Source organism: Paenibacillus sp. FSL R10-2199 (assembly GCF_038000235.1).
Classification (GTDB): domain Bacteria; phylum Bacillota; class Bacilli; order Paenibacillales; family Paenibacillaceae; genus Paenibacillus_AQ; species Paenibacillus_AQ phytohabitans.
On record NZ_JBBOBO010000001.1, the window covers coordinates 811,229 to 834,432 of the forward strand.

Here is a 23,204-nt window from a genome sequence, read left to right on the forward strand (position 1 = left end):
GCACCCAGCTACACTGTTGCTTTAGGCGCCCGCTTAACCTTCTGCGGCCCAGAGCCAAAGAGTACCCATGCCGGCTTCACATAACGGAAGACGAGGGCGACGACCAGCCAGGAGCCGGCGAAGGCTACCAGCCAGCCCCCGGCAATGGCAGCCGTGTAGGCAAGTGATCCGCCGTGCAGCGGCAGCTTTCTATAGAAGAAGAGCAGCGCCGGATGCAGCAGATATATCCCGAAGGAACAGGCGCCGGCAGAGATCAGCAATCTTGCCAGCAGGCTTCGCCCCGCTCCGTACAGCAGGAAGGACAGCTGGAACAGCACAAGACAAGAGAGCAGCGCATGAAGATTGGAGAAGCCTTCATACCATAGACTGTTGATGACCGTCTTCTTCGTATAATTGTTGAACCACAGCTCCACATGAACGATTCCTGCAGTGGCCCATATGAACCACAGCACAATCCAGCTTGCCCCCTTACCGGAGCGCCACCCTTCGCGTGTAGGAATCAGCCACTTTTTCAAAGAGCTGTAATATACCGCAATCGCTGCACCGAGCAGGAAATAAGAGAAGTACGTAATTGCAAGACTGCCCTTGGACAGCTGCCAGTATCCGTGATTAGCCATATATTTGTTCAGCAGCACAAATCCCCACTGTAAGGCCAGTCCGATGAGCGGTGCCCACACCGCCAGACGGCGGACCTTCTGCAGACACCAGAGCATGAGCGGGAACAGTACATAGAACTGAATTATGATAATAATATAGTACAGATGGGTATACGCCGTACCGGTCCACAGATATTTGCCGAATTTGGCCGCCTGCTCATTAAGAGGCATGCCCCATGTATGCCCGGCAGTCATTTTCAATATAAAGTACAGCACCGAGAAAACAAGATAAGGCACAATAATATAAATCAGCCTTCGGCTATAGAATTTCGCGAGAGTCTTCCCGCCAAGCGGACGGTCAATATAATTGTAGAACAGCACGAACCCGCTTAGGAATACAAACGAAGGTACAGCGAACTGGCTGAACTTGTTTATGAACAGAAACGGATGAAACAAAGAGGTATCCAGTGTTTCCGCCAGTGTCCGCGAAGTGGCGTGAATTGCTATGACCGCAATAATCGCTATCGCCCGGAATACATCAAGCTGCGGTATTCTTTCCTTTTGAGCCATTATCTTCCCTCCTGCCTAGACCCTCATCCCTGATGCCTGGGTTGGGGTCTGTTGAACTCTCATGATTTACTGATATCTTTACCTTCGAGCACTCTATTGGTGCTCCCGTGCACAGGCTTGTCCTTCACCGTAGGGGCAAGTGAACGCGGTACACTCCCGAATGCCACCCAGGACAGGCGGATGCGGCGGAACGCAAACTGCACAAGCATCCAGCTTCCTGCCAGCGCCGCAGCCAGTCCCCCGTAAATATAGAATACATAGGTTAATGAATCTGTAGGAATTCCCGTTCCGAATCTTCTATACACTGCAAGCAGCAGAGGATGGATCAGATACACCGCAAATGAAACCTCACCCAGCCGGGTCAAAATAGCAACGATCACCTTCGGTGCCCTGCGGTAGATAAGAAAGGTGGCATACAGCAGCACCAGCGCTGACAGCATCGTATGTACATTCCAGAGCAGCTCGTACCAGAGCGAGTCCGTCCATATCCCGAAGTGGCGGGCTCTATACCATAATTGTACATGCGTGAAGGCTGCTCCGAGCCACAATGTAACAAGCAGCAGGATAAGCACTTTATACCTGGCAGCCAGTTCACGCCAAGGCTTCATCAGCCACAGCTTGATCGCTTCGAAATTAATGGCGATATAGGCGCCCAGCATATAATATGCCAGATACGAGATCGACAAGCTTCCTTTTTCCACAATATGCAGCTGATACTTGTTCCAGATAATGAATACCCACTGCAGCGCAAGTCCAATCGGAAAAGCCCAGCGCACCCACAGCCGTGAGCTCTGCAGCAGCTTAAGCAGCAACGGAAACAGCAGGTAGAACTGGATGCTGATGAATACGAAATACAAATGCGCATACGCCGAACCCGTAAATAAGGCACCCAGGAAGCCGGAGATGCTCTCTGCCAGAGGCTGTGTCAGCTTCCCATTCACGTACAGGGTCAATCCGTAATAGCCGATGGATACCAGCATATAGGGAAGCAGAATGTACTTCAGCCTGCGGCGGTAAAAGCTTCCGATCAGGCTCCCCGTCACGGGCCGCCCGTAATAATTATAGAACAGCACAAAGCTGCTTAGAAAAATAAACGACGGTGTACCGAATTTAAAGAAGATGTTGATCCAGTTTAACCAATAATAATAGGGTGACTGGAGTGCCAATTCTCCGGCCGCAAAAGATGATGAATGGACATGCAATACGCCCAATATCGCCAGAGCACGGTAAATATCCAGCTGGGGCAGACGTTCCTGTTTTGCTGCATTCACTTTAAGATTCCTCTTCTCTGCTATGATGGCTGTTCATAGACGCCAAGCGGAAGTGATACCTATCAGGAAGTCTGCCCCTGCTGATTATTTCATTCTGATATGTGCTGCGCGTCCGTATGCGGAAAGATCCGCTCCTGCACTTACAAGTATATCGCCAATATATACCCGCCGAACACTTAAAGGTTGTTTAAGATTGCTTAATTGCCTCAGGCTGCGAAGTTTACACAAGAAACCCTGCAGCTCCTGCGCAGATACACGCAATATGAAACTGCAGGGTAAGAGGTTACCTGGTGACTATTCTTCTACAGCCTTCTCTGCTGATCCCGGCGGACGCAGCTCACGCAGCGGATTGCCCCCGACGAACGAGCCCGCAGCTACATTCTTGTGCACGACAGAACCCGCGGCGACAACCGCCCAATCTCCAATCGTAACGCCGGGCAATATCGTTGTGTTGGCTCCAATCAGGACGTTCTCCCCGATAATGACTTCACCCAGCCTGTACTCTTTGATGAGGTATTCATGGGCAAGAATGGTCGTATTATAGCCGATGACCGAGTTCTCACCGACCGAAATTTTCTCCGGAAAAAACACATCCACCATCGCCATTAGCCCAAACGCAGTATGCTTGCCCACCTTCATGCCGAGTACCCTGCGGTAAATCCAGTTCTTAAGCGGCAAGACCGGACAGTAGCGGGCAATCTGGATAAAAATAAAATTGCGCACGCCCTTCCACGGGCTCACCGTACGGTAAATATACCAGAGTGAATTATGGCCCTCCACCGGATAGCGGGTTAACTTTCTCACGGCTGCTTCGTCTCCTGCTCCACTATAGTATATAAGTCCTTCATGTCGTGGATGATGTAATCGGGGTTGTACTTCCGCAGCATTTCCTCACCTTTGAGTGACCAGGCGACCGCAGCTACACGCACACCCGCTGCCTTGGCAGACTGAATATCGACCGCACTGTCACCTACCATCAGGGTTCTGGCCGGATCAACACCCAGATTAGCAACCGCAGTTAGGACAGGCTCCGGATGCGGCTTCGCCTGACTGACATCATTGACCGTCACAATCGTCTCCATATACTTCAGCAGATCGAACATTTCCAGCGCTTTGAGTGTAGTTGGACGAATCTTCGTTGTCACAATCCCGAGCTTTATTCCCCGGCTTAACAGCCCTTCCATAGTCTCATTCACATGAGGAAAAGAACGGATTAGCTCATCATGATGCGCATAATTATATGAACGGTAAGAAAGCTCCAGCACGCTTGTGTCCTGCAGACCGGAGAACACGCTCATCTGCTGCTGGAGCGTAGTTCCCATATGGGGAATAATCTCTTCCCGGGTTAGAGCCGGGAGGTTATTCTCCTTCAGCGCATGCATGAACGAGCTGATGATCAGCTCATTAGTATTCACAATCGTTCCGTCCAAGTCAAATAACACGCATTCTATCATTAGTTCTACTACTCCTTTGTTTCCTTATCTTCAGATGAGTCCTTCACCGGCTGGATAGGCTGAGGAGCCTTCTGCGGTGTATTCACTGCACTCTCGGGAACTACAGCATCTGCCGCTGCCGGTTTAGTGCTGACAATCGGATCAGAATAATGATCCTTCGGCTGACCGCTGACACGCCGTACAATGATCAATACAACTGCAACGAGAATGATCAGTAGTGCCAGCAGCTGTGAGATACGGACATTCCCGTATGCCGGATCGAAATACCCCTGCTCAAATCCCAGCCATTTCATCGGACTCCATAGACCGTTAATGAACGATGCCAAACCGCTGCTGCCGTTAAATCCTAGGCTGTCCGTACGTAAAGCTTCAATAAAGAAGCGGCCGATCGAATACCAGATGAAATAGGACATGAAGATTTCGCCGGCACGGACAAATTTCTGGCGGCGCAGCACCATGAGGAGCAGAATGCCCAGCAGGCTCCAGAGCGATTCATACAGGAAGGTCGGATGGTGAAACGCATCCCCTATGTACATTTGATTCACAATAAAGTCCGGCAGATGCAGCTTGTCACGCAGGAAAGATTCCTCTACAACGCCGCCGTAGGCTTCCTGATTGATGAAATTACCCCAACGGCCAATCATCTGACCGGCGAGCAGTCCAGGTGCACATATGTCCACGATACGCCAGAACGGATATCCCTTGTAACGGAAATAAATAATTCCGCAGATGATCGCCCCGATCAGCGCGCCATAAATAGCAATACCGCCATTCCAGACTTTGAATATATCCAACAAGTTGTCCTTATAATCTTCCCACTTGAACGCTACAAAATAAATCCGCGCGCCAATGATCGCTGAAGGAACTCCGAGCAGCAGCATGTCCATGAAGAACTCCTGCGGAATGTTGTAGCGTTTGCCTTCTTGAATAGCAAGGAATAATCCGGCTAATGCACCAAGACCCAGTATCAAACCATACCAGTGAACAGGCAGCGAACCGATGGAGAAGACAATCGGATTAATCGCTAATGAAAAAAACATGCTCTCACACTCCTAGTCCAGATCATCCATGTCTTCTGAGATGGTGGCTGTAAGTTTATTCGTAAATTGTAGAGCCGCGTTAAAGCCCATTTGTTTCAACCGGTAGTTCATCGCTGCAACCTCGATAATTACCGCAAGGTTACGTCCCGGACGTACGGGGATCGTAACAAGCGGCACATCAGTGTCAATGATCCGTGTAGTCTCCTCGTCCAGTCCGAGCCGGTCATATTGTTTATCCTGCTGCCAGGCCTCGAGTCTAACGACCAGTGTGATCCGCTTATGATTACGGATGGCCCCGGCACCGAAGAGAGTCATTACATTAATAATCCCTACCCCACGGATTTCGAGCAAATGACGAATGAGCTCCGGAGCTGTACCATGCAGCTGGTTATCCGAGGTCTGACGGATCTCTACGGCATCATCGGCGATCAGGCGGTGCCCGCGTTTAACCAGTTCGAGCGCCGTTTCACTTTTACCGATACCGCTGCTGCCTGTAATCAGCATACCTACACCATATACATCACAGAGAACACCGTGGATTGTTGCCGTAGGTGCCAGTCTGCCTTCCAGGAAGCTTGTCAGTCTGCTCGAGAAAATAGTGGTCGCCATTGAGCTGCGCAGCACAGGTAATCCCTTTTCATTACTGATCTCAATAAGCTCCTGCGGAACGTCCAGCGCACGGGTAATTACAATACAAGGGGTATTATCGTTACAAATCCCGCGAATCCGGCTTTTGCGTTCTTCCTCAGGAAGCATTGAGAAAAAGGCCAGCTCTGTTTTGCCCAGCAGCTGAACACGTTCTTCCGGATAATATTCGAAATAACCGGCCATTTCCAGTCCCGGACGATTCAAATCATCCACTGTAATCGGTCTTTTCAGACCCTCTTGTCCGGAAACAACCTCTAATTGAAAATGCTGTACCAGTTCTGATACCTTTACCTTCTTAGCCATGTATGTCCGTCCTTTCGTCACCTGCGGTTGTGCCCGTTTCCTGCACCCGGGTTCACAACTTTTCCCATTCCAGCTACAGGTAATTCTCCTGCTATCTTAATTGATAACGCCTATGAATGCAATCTTATTACCTACGGTATTGCTAAGCCAGTCCTGACGGAATCCCCTGCTTTCCGGGTCCTTGGACCATTACGTTTTATCTCCGGCTCTACATGCCCAATACAAGAAAAAGCCGCCTGTGAGGGCGGCTTTCTTCTATTATAACCTATATCCCGCTGTGCTTTGTCTTATCCCAGCAGAATGTTCAGTTCGGACTCTTTATCGAAGAGGTGAATTTTGTTCATGTCGATTGCCAATCTAGGCTTGCTGCCTTCACGGGTAGTGGAACGTCCATCTACACGGGCAATTACAGTGTTAGCGCCAAGGCCGCTCAAGTAGAGGAGCATTTCATGACCAAGGTTTTCAGTAACATCAACCAGCGAAGTGAAGATTGTGTTAGGGGAAGCTTCCAGGAACACTGGCTCTTCATGAATATCTTCTGGACGAACGCCCATGATTACATCTTTGCCGATATAACCTTTGTTGCGCAGGATTGTAGCTTTGCCGCCTGGAACTTCAACATCAAGGTTATCTGCGCGGAAGCGGACAGCGCCGCCAACATCGGAGAGTGTACCATTGATAAAGTTCATTGTTGGGGATCCGATGAATCCTGCAACGAACAGGTTTGTAGGCTCATTGTACAATTCTTCAGGGGAAGCTGCTTGTTGAATGATACCATCGTACATAACTACGATACGGTCACCCATTGTCATAGCTTCTGTCTGGTCATGCGTTACATAGATACAAGTGGTTTCAAGACGTTTAACCAGCTTAGTGATTTCAGCACGCATTTGACCACGAAGTTTAGCATCCAAGTTGGAAAGAGGCTCATCCATCAGGAAGACTTGCGGATCACGGACAATAGCGCGGCCCAGAGCGACACGTTGGCGTTGACCACCGGACAGTGCCTTAGGTTTGCGTTCCAGCAAATGCTCGATATCGAGGATTCTTGCTGCTTCGCGCACTTTCTTGTCGATTTCTTCTTTCTTCACTTTACGCAGTTTCAGACCGAAAGCCATGTTCTGATACACGCTCATATGCGGGTACAGGGCGTAGGATTGGAATACCATCGCGATATCGCGGTCTTTAGGAGCCACGTCATTCACTACACGGTCACCAATGTACATTTTACCTTCAGAGATTTCTTCAAGACCTGCGATCATACGCAGTGTTGTGGATTTACCGCAACCGGAAGGACCAACCAGTACGAGAAATTCCTTATCTTTAATATCAAGATTGATATCGATTACTGTTGCTTTATCAGAACCCGGGTATTTTTTGAAAATATGCTCTAAACGTACGCCTGCCATTGTATTTCCCCCTCGAGTCAATTATTGGATTAGAAAATCAAACGCTTTCTTGTACACTTATCTTACCCCAGACCAGGCCTCCTGGCTATTTGTAAGGTTCACAAAAATCCTATTTTCTTTTCGTCACTTTATACAATAACATGGCTAACTTCACAATCGCCGCATCCCCGAAACTGCGGACATCGGCTCCCGTTTCCTGTTTGATCTTGTCGAGTCTGTACAGGAGTGTATTCCGGTGGATATACAGCTTCTTCGCGGTTTCGCTGACATTGCAGTCCATTTCAAAAAAAGTCTCCAGCGTCAACAGCATTTCCTTATCCGCCAGCACAGCCGTATAATCACCGATCTGACCCAGCAGCTGTCTGCGGCGGTCATCGGGGATACTGTTCACCAGACGCTCCATATGAAGCTCCCACGGCAGATGGATATAATCGCCTACCTGGAAAATCCGGCCCAGAATAATCGTCTCGCGCAGCAGAGCAACGGAGCCTGTCAGGCCTTTAACCGGAATGATGGCCGGAGAAACCGCCAGATGGAAGACGCCAACCCATTCACTGGCGATCAGTTCATGCAGTCCCATAGAGGTCTGAGACAGCAGATCCTCAGCACTTTCTTCCTCATCTTCCTTATCATCTCCGCCGGTGAGCAGTTCCTTACGGGCTAAAATTAACCATTCCTTATCCAACAGGGGAATTAGCAGAACTTCGTTCTCGAAATAACTGCGCAGCAGCTTCATTAACGAACGGTATGTCATCTGCGGATTATGGACATTCTCACTAACCAGCAAAAAAGGAATCATATCCCCGAACAGCCGGCCTTTCAGCGTAATATCATCCGGAATCTCTGCATCATCCTTTTCTTGCTCAAGCTGCGAGTTCAACCAGCCGCTAAGCTGACGGGCCTCCATCTCTCCTTCTTCCTTAAGCCCGGTAGCCTTGAGGGCTACCGCGAAATTACGGCCCGCATAATTGACCAGCTGCAGTTCCAGAGGCGACAGCCCTTCTGTCTCCACCCACACCGCGGTTATACGCCCGTCATTCTCATATAGGGGAATCCACAAATATCCCTCATGAAAGACCGCCTGCTCTTGATCCTTCTCCGTGCCCATGCCAAAAAGAGAAGCTGAATGCTGCCTCCCGAGCTGCTTGATTCCGGTTCTCTTTCCGGTGAGTTGCTCCAATTTTTGACGCAAAACCTCACTATCCATCGTCACCATTCTCCACCACTTTTGCTCTTTTCGCCTATTTTATCATATTTTGCTGCAAATTGCGGAATAGCTCTCCTGAACCCTGAGTGACATTTGATCAGTTGTGAATCAAAAGTCTATTTTGCTGCATAATGCTTCTTGGCTGGAGGCAGACTTACCGGATTCATCTTTTTCAAAGTCTTATGCATCCAGATCCCGGCAATGGCTCCTTCGCCCATAGCGACCGTCGCCTGCTCCGCATGCACTGCAACATCTCCTGCCACCCATACATGCTCAATATTAGTCATTAATGAACGTTTATTCGCCTCCACATGCTTGTTCTTATGAAGCGTTACTCCCAGCTGTGCAGCTAGCTCAGAATGTACCGGATTCCGGCCAAAAGCAATAAATCCGCGCTCTGCCAGCAGAACCTCACCGTTCTCCAAGGCTACCGCCTTAATTCTTCCGTTCTCTTCCTCAATGCGGGCAACCGGTTCTTCGATATACTGTATATCCTCATCCCGCAGCCGGTTACGATTTTCCGCCGAGACGGGTGTACATTCATGATTAATGTAGGTCAAGTCACCTGTGCGTTCCCTTAAAACAAAAGCCATATTAGCACCCACATCACCGGAGCCCATCAATACGGTCTGCCTGTTCTGAATTTCAAAGCCATCACAGTCCGGGCAAACATAGATCGTCATGCCAAGAGCAGGCCGTAAGCCCGGCAGCTCAGGAAACCGGTCCATTACTCCTGTAGCAAGCAGCAGAGTCCGGCCTGCATATTGCCGCCCCCCGGTTCCGTGAAGTATGAATAATTCGTCCGGCTTCTCAGCCTTAACTATTCTATCCTTCTGAAACGCTACACCTGCCCTTTCGGCCTGAAGTCTCCCCCTGGCCCGCAGTTCCTCACCCGGCACACCGTCAGGCCAGCCCAATATATTATGATAATTCCGGCATATGCTTGATCTTCCGCCTCCTGCATCAATTACAAGCACCTGATGGACCGAGTAACGTCCCAATTGAATAGCCGCCTGAAGCCCCGCAAAACCGCCGCCCACTATAATCGCATCATAGATCAATTGTCATTCCCTCATTTCTACAGCATTATAGACTTATAATTAAACGAGGGGAACTATTTTAAACGAAATCCGGGTAATTTATATACTTTTTAATATTCAGACCTCCAGAAAACATAAAAAAGCCATCACATGAACGTGATGACTTGATTGGGATGAGCCATGAAGGACTCGAACCTTCGACACCCTGATTAAAAGTCAGGTGCTCTACCAACTGAGCTAATGGCTCATAAAAAGGGATGGAGGCTGATGGATTCGAACCACCGAACACGTACGTGAGCAGATTTACAGTCTGATGCGTTTGGCCACTTCGCTAAGCCTCCATAATGGTGGCGCGGGAGGGAATCGAACCCCCGACACAAGGATTTTCAGTCCTTTGCTCTACCGACTGAGCTACCGAGCCATAAAAACAAGCCTTAAAACAAAAAAAATGGCGGAACCGACGGGATTCGAACCCGCGATCTCCTGCGTGACAGGCAGGCATGTTAGGCCAACTACACCACGGTTCCACAATTTAATGTAAAAAATGGTGCCGGCGAGAGGACTTGAACCCCCAACCTACTGATTACAAGTCAGTTGCTCTACCAGTTGAGCTACACCGGCACGGTGTAAGGTGGATCTTAGATTTAAAAATGGTGGAGGCTGAGGGGTTCGAACCCCCGACCCTCTGCTTGTAAGGCAGATGCTCTCCCAGCTGAGCTAAGCCTCCGGGTATGTATGGTAGCGGCAGAGGGGATCGAACCCCCGACCTCACGGGTATGAACCGTACGCTCTAGCCAGCTGAGCTACGCCGCCACACTACAAGTATTGGATTTATAATGGCGGAGAGAGAGGGATTCGAACCCTCGCACCGCTTACGCAGTCTAACCCCTTAGCAGAGGGTCCCCTTATAGCCACTTGGGTATCTCTCCAAATAAATGGTAGCCATGTAAATCCGCACAGGAAATTAATTCCTGAAAACTGAATCCGAAACGAATCTGCGCTCTAAGAAATTTGGATAAGCCCTCGACCGATTAGTATTGGTCAGCTCCATGCATTGCTGCACTTCCACCTCCAACCTATCTACCTCGTCGTCTTCAAGGGGTCTTACTAGTTGGGAAATCTCATCTTGAGGGGGGCTTCACGCTTAGATGCTTTCAGCGCTTATCCCGTCCGTACGTAGCTACTCAGCCATGCTCCTGGCGGAACAACTGATGCACCAGCGGTACGTCCATCCCGGTCCTCTCGTACTAAGGACAGCTCCTCTCAAATTTCCTGCGCCCACGACAGATAGGGACCGAACTGTCTCACGACGTTCTGAACCCAGCTCGCGTACCGCTTTAATGGGCGAACAGCCCAACCCTTGGGACCTACTTCAGCCCCAGGATGCGATGAGCCGACATCGAGGTGCCAAACCTCCCCGTCGATGTGGACTCTTGGGGGAGATAAGCCTGTTATCCCCAGGGTAGCTTTTATCCGTTGAGCGATGGCCCTTCCATGCGGTACCACCGGATCACTAAGTCCGACTTTCGTCCCTGCTCGACTTGTAGGTCTCGCAGTCAAGCTCCCTTATGCCTTTGCACTCTGCGAATGATTTCCAACCATTCTGAGGGAACCTTTGAACGCCTCCGTTACTCTTTAGGAGGCGACCGCCCCAGTCAAACTGCCCGCCTGACACGGTCCCCGTACCCGATTAGGGCACTAGGTTAGAACCTAGATACGATCAGGGTGGTATCCCAACGGCGCCTCCGCAGAAGCTTGCGCTCCTGCCTCAACGGCTCCCACCTATCCTGTACAGATCGTACCCAAATTCAATATCAAGCTGCAGTAAAGCTCCATGGGGTCTTTCCGTCTTGTCGCGGGTAACCTGCATCTTCACAGGTATTAAAATTTCACCGGATCTCTCGTTGAGACAGCGCCCAAGTCGTTACGCCATTCGTGCGGGTCAGAATTTACCTGACAAGGAATTTCGCTACCTTAGGACCGTTATAGTTACGGCCGCCGTTTACTGGGGCTTCGGTTCACAGCTTCGGGTTTAACCCCTAACCACTCCCCTTAACCTTCCAGCACCGGGCAGGCGTCAGCCCGTATACTTCGCCTTGCGGCTTCGCACAGACCTGTGTTTTTGCTAAACAGTCGCTTGGGCCTTTTCACTGCGGCCCCCTCGGGCTATTCACCCTACCGAGGCACCTCTTCTCCCGAAGTTACGAGGTCATTTTGCCGAGTTCCTTAACGAGAGTTCTTCCGCGCGCCTTAGAATTCTCTTCTCGCCTACCTGTGTCGGTTTGCGGTACGGGCACCTTCTCCTGGCTAGAGGCTTTTCTTGGCAGTGTGAGATCATGACCTTCGCTACTACAATTTTCGCTCCCCATCACAGCCCAGCCTTAGTGATGTGCGGATTTGCCTACACATCAGCCTCACTGCTTAGACGGACATATCCATCAGTCCGCGTCACTACCCTCCTGCGTCACCCCATCGCTCATAGCGGATTACGGTGGTACAGTAATTTCAAACTGTTGTCCTTCGACTACGCCTTTCGGCCTCGCCTTAGGTCCCGACTTACCCTGAGCGGACGAGCCTTCCTCAGGAAACCTTGGGCTTTCGGCGGATCAGATTCTCACTGATCTTTTCGTTACTCATACCGGCATTCTCACTTGTATGCTGTCCAGCGCTCCTTACGGTACACCTTCAACCTGCATACAACGCTCCCCTACCCCAGATGCAAAGCATCTAGCCATAGCTTCGGTGGTGTGTTTAGCCCCGTTACATTTTCGGCGCAGAGTCACTCGACCAGTGAGCTATTACGCACTCTTTCAATGGTGGCTGCTTCTAAGCCAACATCCTGGTTGTCTGTGCAACTCCACATCCTTTCCCACTTAACACACACTTGGGGACCTTAGCTGATGGTCTGGGCTGTTTCCCTTTTGACAATGGATCTTAGCACTCACTGTCTGACTCCCGGCAAGAAGTTAATGGCATTCGGAGTTTGACTGAGCTTGGTAACCCTTGCGGGCCCCGCACCCAATCAGTGCTCTACCTCCACCACTCCATTCACCGAGGCTAGCCCTAAAGCTATTTCGGGGAGAACCAGCTATCTCCGAGTTCGATTGGAATTTCTCCGCTACCCCCACCTCATCCCCGCATTTTTCAACATGCGTGGGTTCGGGCCTCCAGTGCGTGTTACCGCACCTTCACCCTGGACAGGGGTAGATCACACGGTTTCGGGTCTACGTCCACATACTTAGTCGCCCTATTCAGACTCGCTTTCGCTGCGGCTCCGGCTTCTCACCTTAACCTTGCATGTTAAACGTAACTCGCCGGTTCATTCTACAAAAGGCACGCCATCACCCATAGATCGGGCTCTGACTTTTTGTAAGCACACGGTTTCAGGTTCTATTTCACTCCCCTTCCGGGGTGCTTTTCACCTTTCCCTCACGGTACTGTTTCACTATCGGTCGCCAGGTAGTATTTAGCCTTAGCAGATGGTCCTGCTGGATTCATACGGGGTTTCACGTGCCCCGCACTACTCGGGATCCGTCTCGGAGAGAACACAGTTTAGGCTACAGGGCTTTTACCTCTATCGCGGGCCTTTCCAGACCTCTTCGCCTACCATATTCCTTTGTAACTCCATGTGAGACGTCCCACAACCCCAAGAGGCAAGCCCCTTGGTTTAGGCTGTTCCGCGTTCGCTCGCCGCTACTGACGGAATCACTATTGTTTTCTCTTCCTCAGGGTACTTAGATGTTTCAGTTCCCCTGGTCTGCCTCTGCGTATCCTATGTATTCAGATACGAGTAACTGCGAATTACCACAGCTGGGTTTCCCCATTCGGACACCCCCGGATCAAAGCTTGCTTACAGCTCCCCGAGGCAGTTTCGTTGTTCGCCACGTCCTTCGTCGGCTCCTGGCGCCTAGGCATCCTCCGTGTGCTCTTATTAGCTTAACCAATGCGTTTTCCGTTAGGAAAATCGCTGTAGCAACTAATAACTATTTCAACTTGCTTACACAAGTTTCAGCTAAAAGATGTTCTAAAACGCAAATTCGTTTCGGTATCCAGTTTTCAAGGATCAAGTTCTTGCATATAATCTTGTAAAGAAGTATTGGTGGAGCCAAGCGGGATCGAACCGCTGACCTCCTGCTTGCAAGGCAGGCGCTCTCCCAGCTGAGCTATGGCCCCATAGAGGTATTCAATTCTAAAATGTTATATGGTGGGCCTTGGTGGACTCGAACCACCGACCTCACCCTTATCAGAGGTGCGCTCTAACCAACTGAGCTAAAAGCCCATATAACAGATAACATTGTGAATCAACCAATAAATTGATTGTTCGCTTGGCGGCGTCCTACTCTCCCAGGACCCTTCGGTCCAAGTACCATCGGCGCTGGAGGGCTTAACGGTCGTGTTCGGGATGGGTACGTGTGGAACCCCTCCGCTATCGCCACCAAACGCATACGAAAGAGACTTGCTCTTTCAAAACTGAACACGAGTGAGTGTCCGAACCCGAAGGTTCTATTATGGAAGCTTAACTTCCGATTTGAATGTCACCGTTGCAGGTGACGATTCTCCATAGAAAGGAGGTGATCCAGCCGCACCTTCCGATACGGCTACCTTGTTACGACTTCACCCCAATCATCTACCCCACCTTCGGCGGCTGGCTCCCTTGCGGGTTACCCCACCGACTTCGGGTGTTGTAAACTCTCGTGGTGTGACGGGCGGTGTGTACAAGACCCGGGAACGTATTCACCGCGGCATGCTGATCCGCGATTACTAGCAATTCCGACTTCATGCAGGCGAGTTGCAGCCTGCAATCCGAACTGAGACCGGCTTTGCTGGGATTGGCTCCACCTCGCGGTTTCGCTTCCCGTTGTACCGGCCATTGTAGTACGTGTGTAGCCCAGGTCATAAGGGGCATGATGATTTGACGTCATCCCCACCTTCCTCCGGTTTGTCACCGGCAGTCACTCTAGAGTGCCCAGCTCGACCTGCTGGCAACTAAAGTCAAGGGTTGCGCTCGTTGCGGGACTTAACCCAACATCTCACGACACGAGCTGACGACAACCATGCACCACCTGTCTCCGATGCTCCGAAGAGGGGCACTATCTCTAATGCTTTCATCGGGATGTCAAGACCTGGTAAGGTTCTTCGCGTTGCTTCGAATTAAACCACATACTCCACTGCTTGTGCGGGTCCCCGTCAATTCCTTTGAGTTTCAGTCTTGCGACCGTACTCCCCAGGCGGAGTGCTTACTGTGTTAACTTCGGCACCAAGGGTATCGAAACCCCTAACACCTAGCACTCATCGTTTACGGCGTGGACTACCAGGGTATCTAATCCTGTTTGCTCCCCACGCTTTCGCGCCTCAGCGTCAGTTACAGCCCAGAAAGTCGCCTTCGCCACTGGTGTTCCTCCACATATCTACGCATTTCACCGCTACACGTGGAATTCCACTTTCCTCTTCTGTACTCAAGTCACCCAGTTTCCAGTGCGACCCCAGGTTGAGCCCAAGGTTTAAACACCAGACTTAAATGACCGCCTGCGCGCGCTTTACGCCCAATAATTCCGGACAACGCTTGCCCCCTACGTATTACCGCGGCTGCTGGCACGTAGTTAGCCGGGGCTTTCTTCTCAGGTACCGTCACTCCGGTAGCAGTTACTCTACCGGACGTTCTTCCCTGGCAACAGAGCTTTACGATCCGAAAACCTTCATCACTCACGCGGCATTGCTCCGTCAGGCTTTCGCCCATTGCGGAAGATTCCCTACTGCTGCCTCCCGTAGGAGTCTGGGCCGTGTCTCAGTCCCAGTGTGGCCGTTCACCCTCTCAGGTCGGCTACGCATCGTCGCCTTGGTGAGCCGTTACCCCACCAACTAGCTAATGCGCCGCAGGCCCATCCCCAAGTGGCAGATTGCTCCGCCTTTCATTCTCTCTTCAGGAGAGGAAAGAAATTATCCGGTATTAGCTACCGTTTCCGGTAGTTATCCCAGTCTTGAGGGCAGGTTGCCTACGTGTTACTCACCCGTCCGCCGCTAAGCATGAATGGAAGCAAGCTTCCATTCAAACTCCGCTCGACTTGCATGTATTAGGCATGCCGCCAGCGTTCGTCCTGAGCCAGGATCAAACTCTCCAAATTGTATTTAGAAAGAGCGATTGCTCATTTTGAAACATCTGACGAGAATTTTCATTCTCTATTTTGGAAGTCACTTTCGTGATTTCCCACTCACTCGTTGTTCAGTTTTCAAAGATCAAAGTCTCATCGTTTATCGCCGTTATTTGTTTCAGCAGCGACCTTTATAATATATCACAGCACCTTTGTTTCAGTCAAGCTTTTTTTTAATTTCTTTTTTCGCTTTAGCTTTCAGCAAGTTATCCGAGAACATCTTGCTCAAAGGGCCGAGACTTAATGTATCATAAATCTACAACCCTCGTCAACCATTAAAACAAAGTTAATTTTAAACCCAGCAGCATTAGTACCCCGGGCAGCCCAAGAATCGTTACTGCGCCTATGGTTGTGGGATTCAGCGGGATGTGTACATCCGTTAGAATACCGGAGAAGTTAACGATATAAATTCCGATTGCAGCCAGAATAAGATGAGTTCCAAATACACTTATCCATGCCCACCCCAGTTTTTTTCTGAATACAATTAGAATTAACAGGAGCCCCGACAGAATCAGTACACCCATTGCAACAGTTCTTAGCATTGCGATCCCCCCTTCAATATTTATTCCGGTTACATCGGCAGCCGGCTCCGGTTCAGCCCCAGTCTCTTGGCATGCTTAAGATGGATCTGGTATTTACGCTCGGCCGCCTCGAGTATATAGATGGCATAATCAATCTGGTCCTGCCCCATCGCCTCATCAAACATCAGATATGCCCGTTCCCACTCCGACTGCGCTTTGCGGACCTCATGGTACACTGTACCCCACTCTTCTTCCGTATGGGCATTATTCGCTCCTTCTGCATCTCTGCCCAGCCATTTCGTGTTCCACCATCCCATTGCAATCCCCTCCTATGAATGACTACTGGCGCAGCCGGTGCCGCACACCCGTTAATCTCATACATATCGGAATAGGGACAAACTTAGAACCATGAGTCAGTGCTCGTCTGCTCTTTTGTTGAATGCTGGCTACCCCTGGAGTCTATATCTAATAAAAAAAGAGGCCCCAAGGGCCTCTTCAAGTACAATTCATTGTCAGAACACTCAGAACAGCTCACGACGGCCTTCCAGCGCCTTCGACAGGGTTACCTCATCCGCATACTCAAGATCGCCGCCTACAGGCAAGCCATGGGCGATTCTCGTGATCTTGATCTCGAACGGACGGACTAGACGGGAGATATACATGGCCGTGGCCTCGCCCTCAATGTTGGGATTGGTCGCCATAATCAGCTCCTTGACCCGCTCATCACTGAGTCTGGTCAGCAGCTCCTTCAGCCGTATATCATCAGGTCCGATGCCCTCCATCGGGGAGATGGCCCCCTGCAGCACATGATAGTAGCCGTCAAACTCTTTGGTTCTCTCTATGGCTACCAGATCCTTGGAGTCCTGAACCACACAGATTATCGAAGCATCGCGGGTTTTGTCCTGACAGATCCGGCACGGGTCAGTATCGGTAATATTACAGCAGACCGAGCAATAATGAAGATTCCGTTTAACACTGACCAGGGCTTTGGCGAAATCAATCACCTCATCCTCCTTCATGTTAAGCACATGAAAGGCCAGCCGGGCTGCTGTCTTCGGACCAATCCCTGGTAAACGTGTAAAAGCTTCTATCAGCTTGGCTAGCGGTTCTGGATAATACAAAGTAATGGTTCTCCTTTGGTCGGGAGTGGAGTACGCCTAGAATAAGCCAGGGATCTTCATTCCGCCGGTGAATTTACCCATATCGTTGTTAGCCAACTCTTCAGCCTGGGTAAGAGCATCATTAACAGCAGTGATCACCAGATCCTGCAGCATTTCGATATCTTCCGGATCAACAACCTCCGGTTTAATCTGAATGGAGAGCAATTTTTTGTGGCCGTTCACCTGAACGGTAACCACGCCGCCGCCGGATGAGCCTTCAATGGTCTTACCGCCTAGTTCTTCCTGGGCTTTGAGCATCTGCTCCTGCATTTTTTTAACCTGCTTCATCATTTGGTTCATATTATTCATACATCGTCTCTCCTTTGGGATGCGCGTTATCTGCGCTAGTATGCTTGAGGCTCTATTCCTTTATGACAACAAGGTCTTCTCCAAAGAGCTGGATCGCCTCGTCAATCCATGGTTCGGGTTTAGCTTCTATAGTCTCGTGCTCATGCTCCAGATGCAGTTCTTCTGTGCTGGCCTTGGAAGCTGACTTGGTCGCAGCCTCATTCCAGTCACGCAGCATCATCGTCACCAGCCGGTATGGCTTACCCAGCTTAGCAGACATCACGTTCTCGATGACCTGCCGGTTGGCCGGCTTCTCAGTCGTATCCCGGTGAATTGTATTCTTGAAGGCGACCAGCACTGCATCTTCCATGACTGCAACCGGTTCTCCATCTACAAACCACGCATGCACAGTTACTTTCTCTTCCTTCACGCCCTGCAGAACCTGGCTCCACTGCTTATACACATTGCCAAAGTCAGCGCTGTCTTTACCCGCAATGAACTTATCGAGCTGCGGCGGAAGCTTGCCTGCAGATGATACTCTTGGAGCGCTTGGCGGGGCGGCCGCTCTCTGCGGCGCAGCCTGCTCTCGCCCGCCGGCCACACCTCCGGATTGGATTGCCTGCTCAAGCTTCTTCTCCAGCGCAGCAATCTGCCGTTTGAGTGCATCCAGTTCCCCCGAATCCGCCGGGGAAGAACTTCTTCCCGCTTCCGGTGCTACAGCACTCAAAGACGGAGCACCCGCTGAAGGAGCCGCATCCTGCTGGGTACTGCACAGCTTCATCAGCGCTACTTCAAATAAAGTCTGCGGGTGAGTGGCATATTTCATCTCACCCAGATAGCGGCTCAGCGTCTCCACAATCAGGAACAGCCGGTCACGGGTAAAGGCTGCTGCCATATCACGGAATTCCGCCGGATTCAGTACACGGTCGGTTAACTGGTCTGCCCCCGGTACCATCTTGATCATAAGTAAATCACGGAAATAATACAAAAGATTCTCCAGACATTTGTCGGCACTCTTGCCCTCGTGCATCAACTGCTCGACAAGCTCCAGCAGCAGCCCCATATCACTCTCCAAAATGGCTGTAGCCAGACGGGCGAACTGTTCGGATGGAATTCCTCCAGTCATGCCCAGCACCTGCTGATACGTCACATTCCCGTCTGTGAAAGACGAGATCTGATCAAGTATGCTCAGCGCATCCCGCATCCCTCCGTCGGACAGACGGGCGATGTACTGCAGTGCGTCCGCATCTGCCGTAATGCCTTCCTTCTGGCATATCTCTCTCAGCCGTCCGGTCTGCTCCTCCAGGGAAACCCGGCGGAAGTCAAACCGCTGGCAGCGTGAGATGATCGTAGCCGGCAGTTTATGCGGCTCTGTCGTAGCCAGAATAAACATGACATGCGGCGGCGGTTCTTCCAGCGTCTTAAGCAGGGCATTGAATGCTTCTGTTGTCAGCATATGCACTTCATCAATAATATACACTTTACGGCGTACTTCGGTAGGTGCATATTTCACCTTATCCCGCAGATCGCGAATCTCTTCAACACCCCGGTTGGAGGCCGCGTCAATCTCCTGGACATCCATTACGTTGCCCGCTGTGATCCGCAGACAAGACGGACATTCATTGCACGGCTCCGGACCCGGACCCCGCTCGCAATTGACCGCTTTGGCCAGTACCTTGGCCGCACTCGTCTTACCGGTCCCCCGCGGGCCGCTGAACAGATACGCATGCGAAACCCGCTGTTCACGGATCGCATTCTGCAGCGTCTGGATAATATGCTGCTGCCCTACCATATCCTGAAACGACTGCGGCCGCCAAGCACGGTACAGCGCGATATGTTCCACTATGCATTACCCTCTCTCAGGCTGCCGCTTTCCGGCATTTGTCGCTAATTTATTATACTATATTCCCCAGTCTTTGACCAAGCAGAAGCGCTTTCGCCGTCCTCTAACGAGGCCTATGCTTCCGATGCAGCGATACCTCATATCACTTTCAGGCATCCGTATCAGCGGGAGTATTAGGATAAAGTAGGATGAAGCATATACTTTCTTATCTTTCAAAAACAAAAAGCATCTTCGCTTGTGGCAAAGACGCTATCATAATAGTATTTAAACCGTGCACCCGTTATTGATGACTGCGATCCAAGCGGCAACCCTACAAAACTGCTCGGGCTAGGCCACCCTCCGGCACAAGAGTAAACTCACTTATGGCTGCTTCCTTCCGGACCTGACCAGGTTCACAAGCACTCATTGCGGAGGACCCAACCGTCAACACAGCCCATAGGAACCAAGGCCTCACATCGACAGCACCTCTAACAGGAATTCAACCTCGCTACAGCGGATTGCGAGTTACAGGGCACCGCTACCTCCCCGTCTAGCACGGCGAAGATAAGTATAGCCTACGGCCGGACAAAAATCAACTAACAATAAAATGGAAGAACAATTAAATGCCGTATTTCTTCTTGAACTTATCAACTCGGCCGCCGGCATCCAGGAACTTCTGCTTGCCGGTGAAGAACGGATGGCAGCTGGAGCAAATTTCGACGCGCAGCTCTTCCTTGGCAGAGCCAGCTTCAAAGGAGTTGCCGCAGGCGCAGGTCACCTTAGTTACATTGTACTTGGGTTGAATTGCTGTTTGCATTTGAATATTCACCTCTCACGCCCTAAGCCTCATGCGGGCTTAGAGTTATATGATTACGCAAGCTACATTTTAGCATGGAAGCTGAGGGGGCTGCAATAGGTTTGGCAAGACTCAACTCAGCGGTTACTGGTGCACTCTGCGCTGCTTGGCACGGGCTAGTTCTGCAGGCGGAACATGAGTGAAGGAACCGATCACAACATCCGGAAGCTCCTCGCGGAAGATCTCCAGCATCGTCTTCATTCCGAGAATCTCACCTTGAGCGGGAGGAATCAGCTCCAGATAGCTCTCCGGGTCAATATTAAGATTCCGCATCTGAATCAGCTTGATATCTGTACGTCTGACGAACTCAACCATCGCCTCAATCTCTTCCTCGCGGTCCGTGACACCCGGGAAGATCAAATAGTTAATGGAAGTATATACACCCTGTGAAGCTGCATATTTCAGGGACTTCTCTACATTAGCCAAAGTATAGCCGCGCGGCTTGTAGTATGCATTATAGTGATCATCCAGCGCACTGATTGTACTGACCCGCATAAGGTCAAGACCAGCATCCACAATGCCGCGGATATGATCGCTTAATCCTGCGTTCGTATTGATATTGATATAACCCATATCTGTAATAGAGCGTACTTCACGGATGGACTCAATGATTATCTTCGCCTGGGTAGAAGGTTCGCCTTCACAGCCCTGTCCAAAGCTTACAATCGACTCCGGCGTCTTCAGGTGCTCCAGCATGACTTGTGAAACTTCGCTCACTGTAGGACGGAAGTTCATCCGCGTCTGCGGCGACACAAACCCGCTGTCATCGGGCTGTTCCGAGATACAGCCGAAGCAGCCGGCATTGCACGAGTAGGAGACCGGAACAGCACCTTCCCAGCGGCCCAAGAAGGTATTGGACGAGGTCAGGCATTCGTATTCCAGTGCGCAGTTGGACAGATGATTATAGAGACGGTTCTCCGGGTACTTGGCGGTCAAATCACTGACGCCAATCTCTACATCCCCGCGGTCACAATTCAAAGGATTCCACTGCTCCGTATCATCTGTAGGATCCGCCGCTACGTAGAATCCGCCATCCTTCCATACTACAGCGGAATAACCGAAGAGCGGAAGCTTATACGTCTTGTCTGTCTTGACATAGCCGGGAAGGCACAGACGGGTAAAGCCCTGCGGCAACAGCGCTCCAACAGCCTGTGAGCCTAAAGGCAACGGCAGCATTTCACCTGTCCCGGGATCCATCCCGATTGCCCGCGTATTAGGCAACCCCACCAGAGTAGCGCCTTCAGGCAGCGGGATCAATTCTTCCTCCAGTATCTCAACAATCATATCCCCGCTGCGGGCCAGCCCGTACAGCTCGGGATGATCATATACGTTTCCTTGCCCGTCGGCATATACCAAATACATGTTAGTCTCCTCTTGTTATCAATTCTCAGGTTGTAGGTACAGAAGGTGTCTTGGGCCGCGTGGTACGGCGGGCCGATGAGCCGCTGTTCGATGTCCCGCCTTTGCTGGCGGTACTGTTTGCTGACGAAGAATCCTTGTTGCCCGCCACATCAAAAGAGGCCAGGAACTCAGCATTCGTCTTGGTGTCACGCAGTTTCTTCAGGAATCCTTCTACAAAGTCGTAGGATTCATTCATATTTTTACGGATTGACCAGATGGTATCCAGCTCTTCCTTGCTAAGCAATACTTCCTCGCGGCGTGTACCCGAACGGCGGATATCGATGGCCGGGAAGATACGGCGTTCTGCCAGCTTGCGGTCCAGGTGAAGCTCCATGTTCCCTGTGCCTTTGAATTCTTCGTAAATAATATCGTCCATGCGTGATCCGGTATCAATCAGCGCTGTTGCAAGTATGGTCAGGCTTCCGCCTTCTTCTACGTTCCGCGCGGAACCGAAGAAACGCTTGGGGCGATGGAAGGCCGCAGGATCAATCCCTCCGCTCAGTGTCCGGCCGGATGGCGGAACTACGAGATTGTAAGCACGGGCCAGCCGGGTAATACTGTCCAGCAGAATAACGACATCTTTCTTGTGCTCGACCAGACGCAGTGCCCGTTGAAGCACAAGCTCAGCCACTTTGATATGGTTCTCCGGAAGCTCGTCGAACGTTGAAGCTACTACCTCGCCCTTAACAGAACGCTGCATATCCGTTACTTCCTCGGGACGTTCATCAATCAGCAGTACAAACAATGCGATCTCAGGATTGTTAGTGGAGATACTGTTGGCAATTTCTTTTAGGAGGAGCGTCTTTCCTGCTTTGGGAGGTGCTACAATCAAACCGCGCTGTCCTAAACCTACAGGAGCAAGCAAATCCATTATACGGGTAGATAAATGGGCAGAGGAAGTTTCAAGCGGCAGCTTGTCTTGCGGATAAAGAGGTGTAAGAGCCGGGAAATGTAATCGTTCAGCTGCACTGGCCGGATTCTCACCATTGACGGCATTGACTTGAAGCAATCCGAAATAACGTTCATTCTCTTTGGGTGTACGGCATTTCCCGGATACAAGGTCGCCGCTTCTAAGATCAAACTTGCGGATCTGCGAAGCCGAGATATAAATATCCTCCGCACTCGGCAAGTAGTTAATCGGTCTAAGGAAACCGTAGCCTTCCGGCAGGATCTCAAGCACGCCTTCCATAAACATAAGACCGCTCTGCTCAGCCTGCGCCCGGAGAATCGCGAAGATCAGCTCCCGCTTCTTGAGCGTTCCGTAATAAGGGATCTGGTATTTCTTAGCCAGCTTATACAGATCGGTCAGCTTCATTTCTTCCAGATCGGAAATTTGAAGATCCATGTGTGATAACCACCTATTCAATTTTTATAATGAGTTCTTCCGGCGTTCTTTGCCGGGCAAAATATGAGTCTATGAAAATGCTTATTAGGATAGGATTACCCGAATTGGAAGGAGATATGCAGTT

The 23,204-nt window shown here is 50.7% G+C and carries 17 protein-coding genes, 10 tRNA genes, 3 rRNA genes and 1 other RNA gene; all 31 read right to left on the minus strand.

Annotated elements, in window-relative coordinates:
* Positions 1-8: 8 nt before the first annotated feature.
* The gene (locus NYE33_RS03425) at positions 9-1,166 is read right to left on the minus strand and encodes an acyltransferase (RefSeq protein ID WP_042132739.1); all 1,158 of its coding nucleotides are present in this window, start codon (positions 1,164-1,166) and stop codon (positions 9-11) included.
* A 59-nt stretch (positions 1,167-1,225) separates the two neighbouring features.
* Positions 1,226-2,437 carry an acyltransferase gene (locus NYE33_RS03430; protein ID WP_042132738.1) on the minus strand — a complete coding sequence of 404 codons (1,212 nt, stop codon included), beginning with the start codon at positions 2,435-2,437 and terminating at the stop codon, positions 1,226-1,228.
* Between the two features lie 294 nt (positions 2,438-2,731).
* Positions 2,732-3,241 carry an acyltransferase gene (locus NYE33_RS03435; protein ID WP_076243413.1) on the minus strand — a complete coding sequence of 170 codons (510 nt, stop codon included), beginning with the start codon at positions 3,239-3,241 and terminating at the stop codon, positions 2,732-2,734.
* On the minus strand, positions 3,238-3,891 hold the full coding sequence (gene ppaX / locus NYE33_RS03440; RefSeq protein WP_076243412.1) for a pyrophosphatase PpaX: 654 nt from the start codon (positions 3,889-3,891) through the stop codon (positions 3,238-3,240). Before ppaX ends, NYE33_RS03435 begins: the two co-directional genes overlap by 4 nt.
* 8 nt (positions 3,892-3,899) lie before the next feature.
* A complete protein-coding gene (gene lgt / locus NYE33_RS03445) occupies positions 3,900-4,931 on the minus strand; it encodes a prolipoprotein diacylglyceryl transferase (RefSeq protein ID WP_039302342.1) in 1,032 nt (343 codons plus the stop codon).
* 12 nt (positions 4,932-4,943) lie between these two features.
* On the minus strand, positions 4,944-5,882 hold the full coding sequence (hprK, locus tag NYE33_RS03450; RefSeq protein ID WP_042132736.1) for an HPr(Ser) kinase/phosphatase: 939 nt from the start codon (positions 5,880-5,882) through the stop codon (positions 4,944-4,946).
* 287 nt (positions 5,883-6,169) lie between these two features.
* Positions 6,170-7,291, minus strand: coding sequence for an ABC transporter ATP-binding protein (locus NYE33_RS03455; RefSeq protein WP_042132735.1), 1,122 nt, complete (start codon positions 7,289-7,291; stop codon positions 6,170-6,172).
* A gap of 109 nt (positions 7,292-7,400) precedes the next feature.
* Entirely contained in the window at positions 7,401-8,483 is a 1,083-nt protein-coding gene (locus NYE33_RS03460) for a PucR family transcriptional regulator (RefSeq protein ID WP_341064789.1), read from the minus strand.
* Between the two features lie 131 nt (positions 8,484-8,614).
* The gene (locus tag NYE33_RS03465) at positions 8,615-9,559 is read right to left on the minus strand and encodes an NAD(P)/FAD-dependent oxidoreductase (protein WP_341064790.1); all 945 of its coding nucleotides are present in this window, start codon (positions 9,557-9,559) and stop codon (positions 8,615-8,617) included.
* A 153-nt stretch (positions 9,560-9,712) separates the two neighbouring features.
* Positions 9,713-9,785 (minus strand) — tRNA-Lys (locus NYE33_RS03470).
* An 11-nt stretch (positions 9,786-9,796) separates the two neighbouring features.
* A tRNA-Tyr gene (locus tag NYE33_RS03475) sits at positions 9,797-9,879 on the minus strand.
* Between the two features lie 4 nt (positions 9,880-9,883).
* A tRNA-Phe gene (locus NYE33_RS03480) sits at positions 9,884-9,959 on the minus strand.
* A 28-nt stretch (positions 9,960-9,987) separates the two neighbouring features.
* A tRNA-Asp gene (locus tag NYE33_RS03485) sits at positions 9,988-10,065 on the minus strand.
* An 18-nt stretch (positions 10,066-10,083) separates the two neighbouring features.
* Positions 10,084-10,159: transfer RNA gene (locus NYE33_RS03490), tRNA-Thr, on the minus strand.
* A gap of 30 nt (positions 10,160-10,189) precedes the next feature.
* Positions 10,190-10,265, minus strand: a tRNA-Val gene (locus tag NYE33_RS03495).
* 9 nt (positions 10,266-10,274) lie between these two features.
* A tRNA-Met gene (locus NYE33_RS03500) sits at positions 10,275-10,351 on the minus strand.
* Positions 10,352-10,375: 24 nt separating this feature from the next.
* A tRNA-Ser gene (locus NYE33_RS03505) sits at positions 10,376-10,467 on the minus strand.
* A gap of 82 nt (positions 10,468-10,549) precedes the next feature.
* A 23S ribosomal RNA gene (locus tag NYE33_RS03510) occupies positions 10,550-13,480 on the minus strand.
* Positions 13,481-13,635: 155 nt separating this feature from the next.
* A tRNA-Ala gene (locus NYE33_RS03515) sits at positions 13,636-13,711 on the minus strand.
* Positions 13,712-13,740: 29 nt separating this feature from the next.
* Positions 13,741-13,817: transfer RNA gene (locus tag NYE33_RS03520), tRNA-Ile, on the minus strand.
* 44 nt (positions 13,818-13,861) lie between these two features.
* Positions 13,862-13,978, minus strand: a 5S ribosomal RNA gene (gene rrf, locus NYE33_RS03525).
* A gap of 124 nt (positions 13,979-14,102) precedes the next feature.
* Positions 14,103-15,660, minus strand: a 16S ribosomal RNA gene (locus NYE33_RS03530).
* Together the 16S, 23S and 5S rRNA genes with 10 tRNA genes alongside form the textbook arrangement of a ribosomal RNA operon.
* Before the next feature lie 302 nt (positions 15,661-15,962).
* Positions 15,963-16,229, minus strand: coding sequence for a pro-sigmaK processing inhibitor BofA family protein (locus NYE33_RS03535; RefSeq protein WP_042132733.1), 267 nt, complete (start codon positions 16,227-16,229; stop codon positions 15,963-15,965).
* 29 nt (positions 16,230-16,258) lie between these two features.
* On the minus strand, positions 16,259-16,525 hold the full coding sequence (locus NYE33_RS03540; protein WP_052421604.1) for a DUF2508 family protein: 267 nt from the start codon (positions 16,523-16,525) through the stop codon (positions 16,259-16,261).
* A gap of 204 nt (positions 16,526-16,729) precedes the next feature.
* Positions 16,730-17,329, minus strand: a complete 600-nt coding sequence (gene recR / locus NYE33_RS03545) for a recombination mediator RecR (RefSeq protein WP_039309653.1) — start codon at positions 17,327-17,329, stop codon at positions 16,730-16,732.
* Between the two features lie 36 nt (positions 17,330-17,365).
* Positions 17,366-17,677 (minus strand): YbaB/EbfC family nucleoid-associated protein, encoded by a 312-nt coding sequence (locus NYE33_RS03550; RefSeq protein ID WP_039309650.1) that lies wholly within the window; start codon positions 17,675-17,677, stop codon positions 17,366-17,368.
* 52 nt (positions 17,678-17,729) lie between these two features.
* On the minus strand, positions 17,730-19,499 hold the full coding sequence (dnaX, locus tag NYE33_RS03555; protein WP_042132732.1) for a DNA polymerase III subunit gamma/tau: 1,770 nt from the start codon (positions 19,497-19,499) through the stop codon (positions 17,730-17,732).
* A gap of 269 nt (positions 19,500-19,768) precedes the next feature.
* Positions 19,769-20,037, minus strand: an RNA gene (ffs, locus tag NYE33_RS03560) — signal recognition particle sRNA large type.
* 60 nt (positions 20,038-20,097) lie between these two features.
* Positions 20,098-20,295: a 50S ribosomal protein L31 gene (gene rpmE, locus NYE33_RS03565; RefSeq protein ID WP_039309646.1), complete on the minus strand. Its 198-nt coding sequence runs from the start codon at positions 20,293-20,295 to the stop codon at positions 20,098-20,100.
* A 123-nt stretch (positions 20,296-20,418) separates the two neighbouring features.
* Positions 20,419-21,696: a radical SAM protein gene (locus NYE33_RS03570; protein ID WP_042132731.1), complete on the minus strand. Its 1,278-nt coding sequence runs from the start codon at positions 21,694-21,696 to the stop codon at positions 20,419-20,421.
* Between the two features lie 25 nt (positions 21,697-21,721).
* Positions 21,722-23,080 carry a transcription termination factor Rho gene (gene rho, locus NYE33_RS03575; RefSeq protein WP_042132730.1) on the minus strand — a complete coding sequence of 453 codons (1,359 nt, stop codon included), beginning with the start codon at positions 23,078-23,080 and terminating at the stop codon, positions 21,722-21,724.
* Positions 23,081-23,204: the final 124 nt, after the last annotated feature.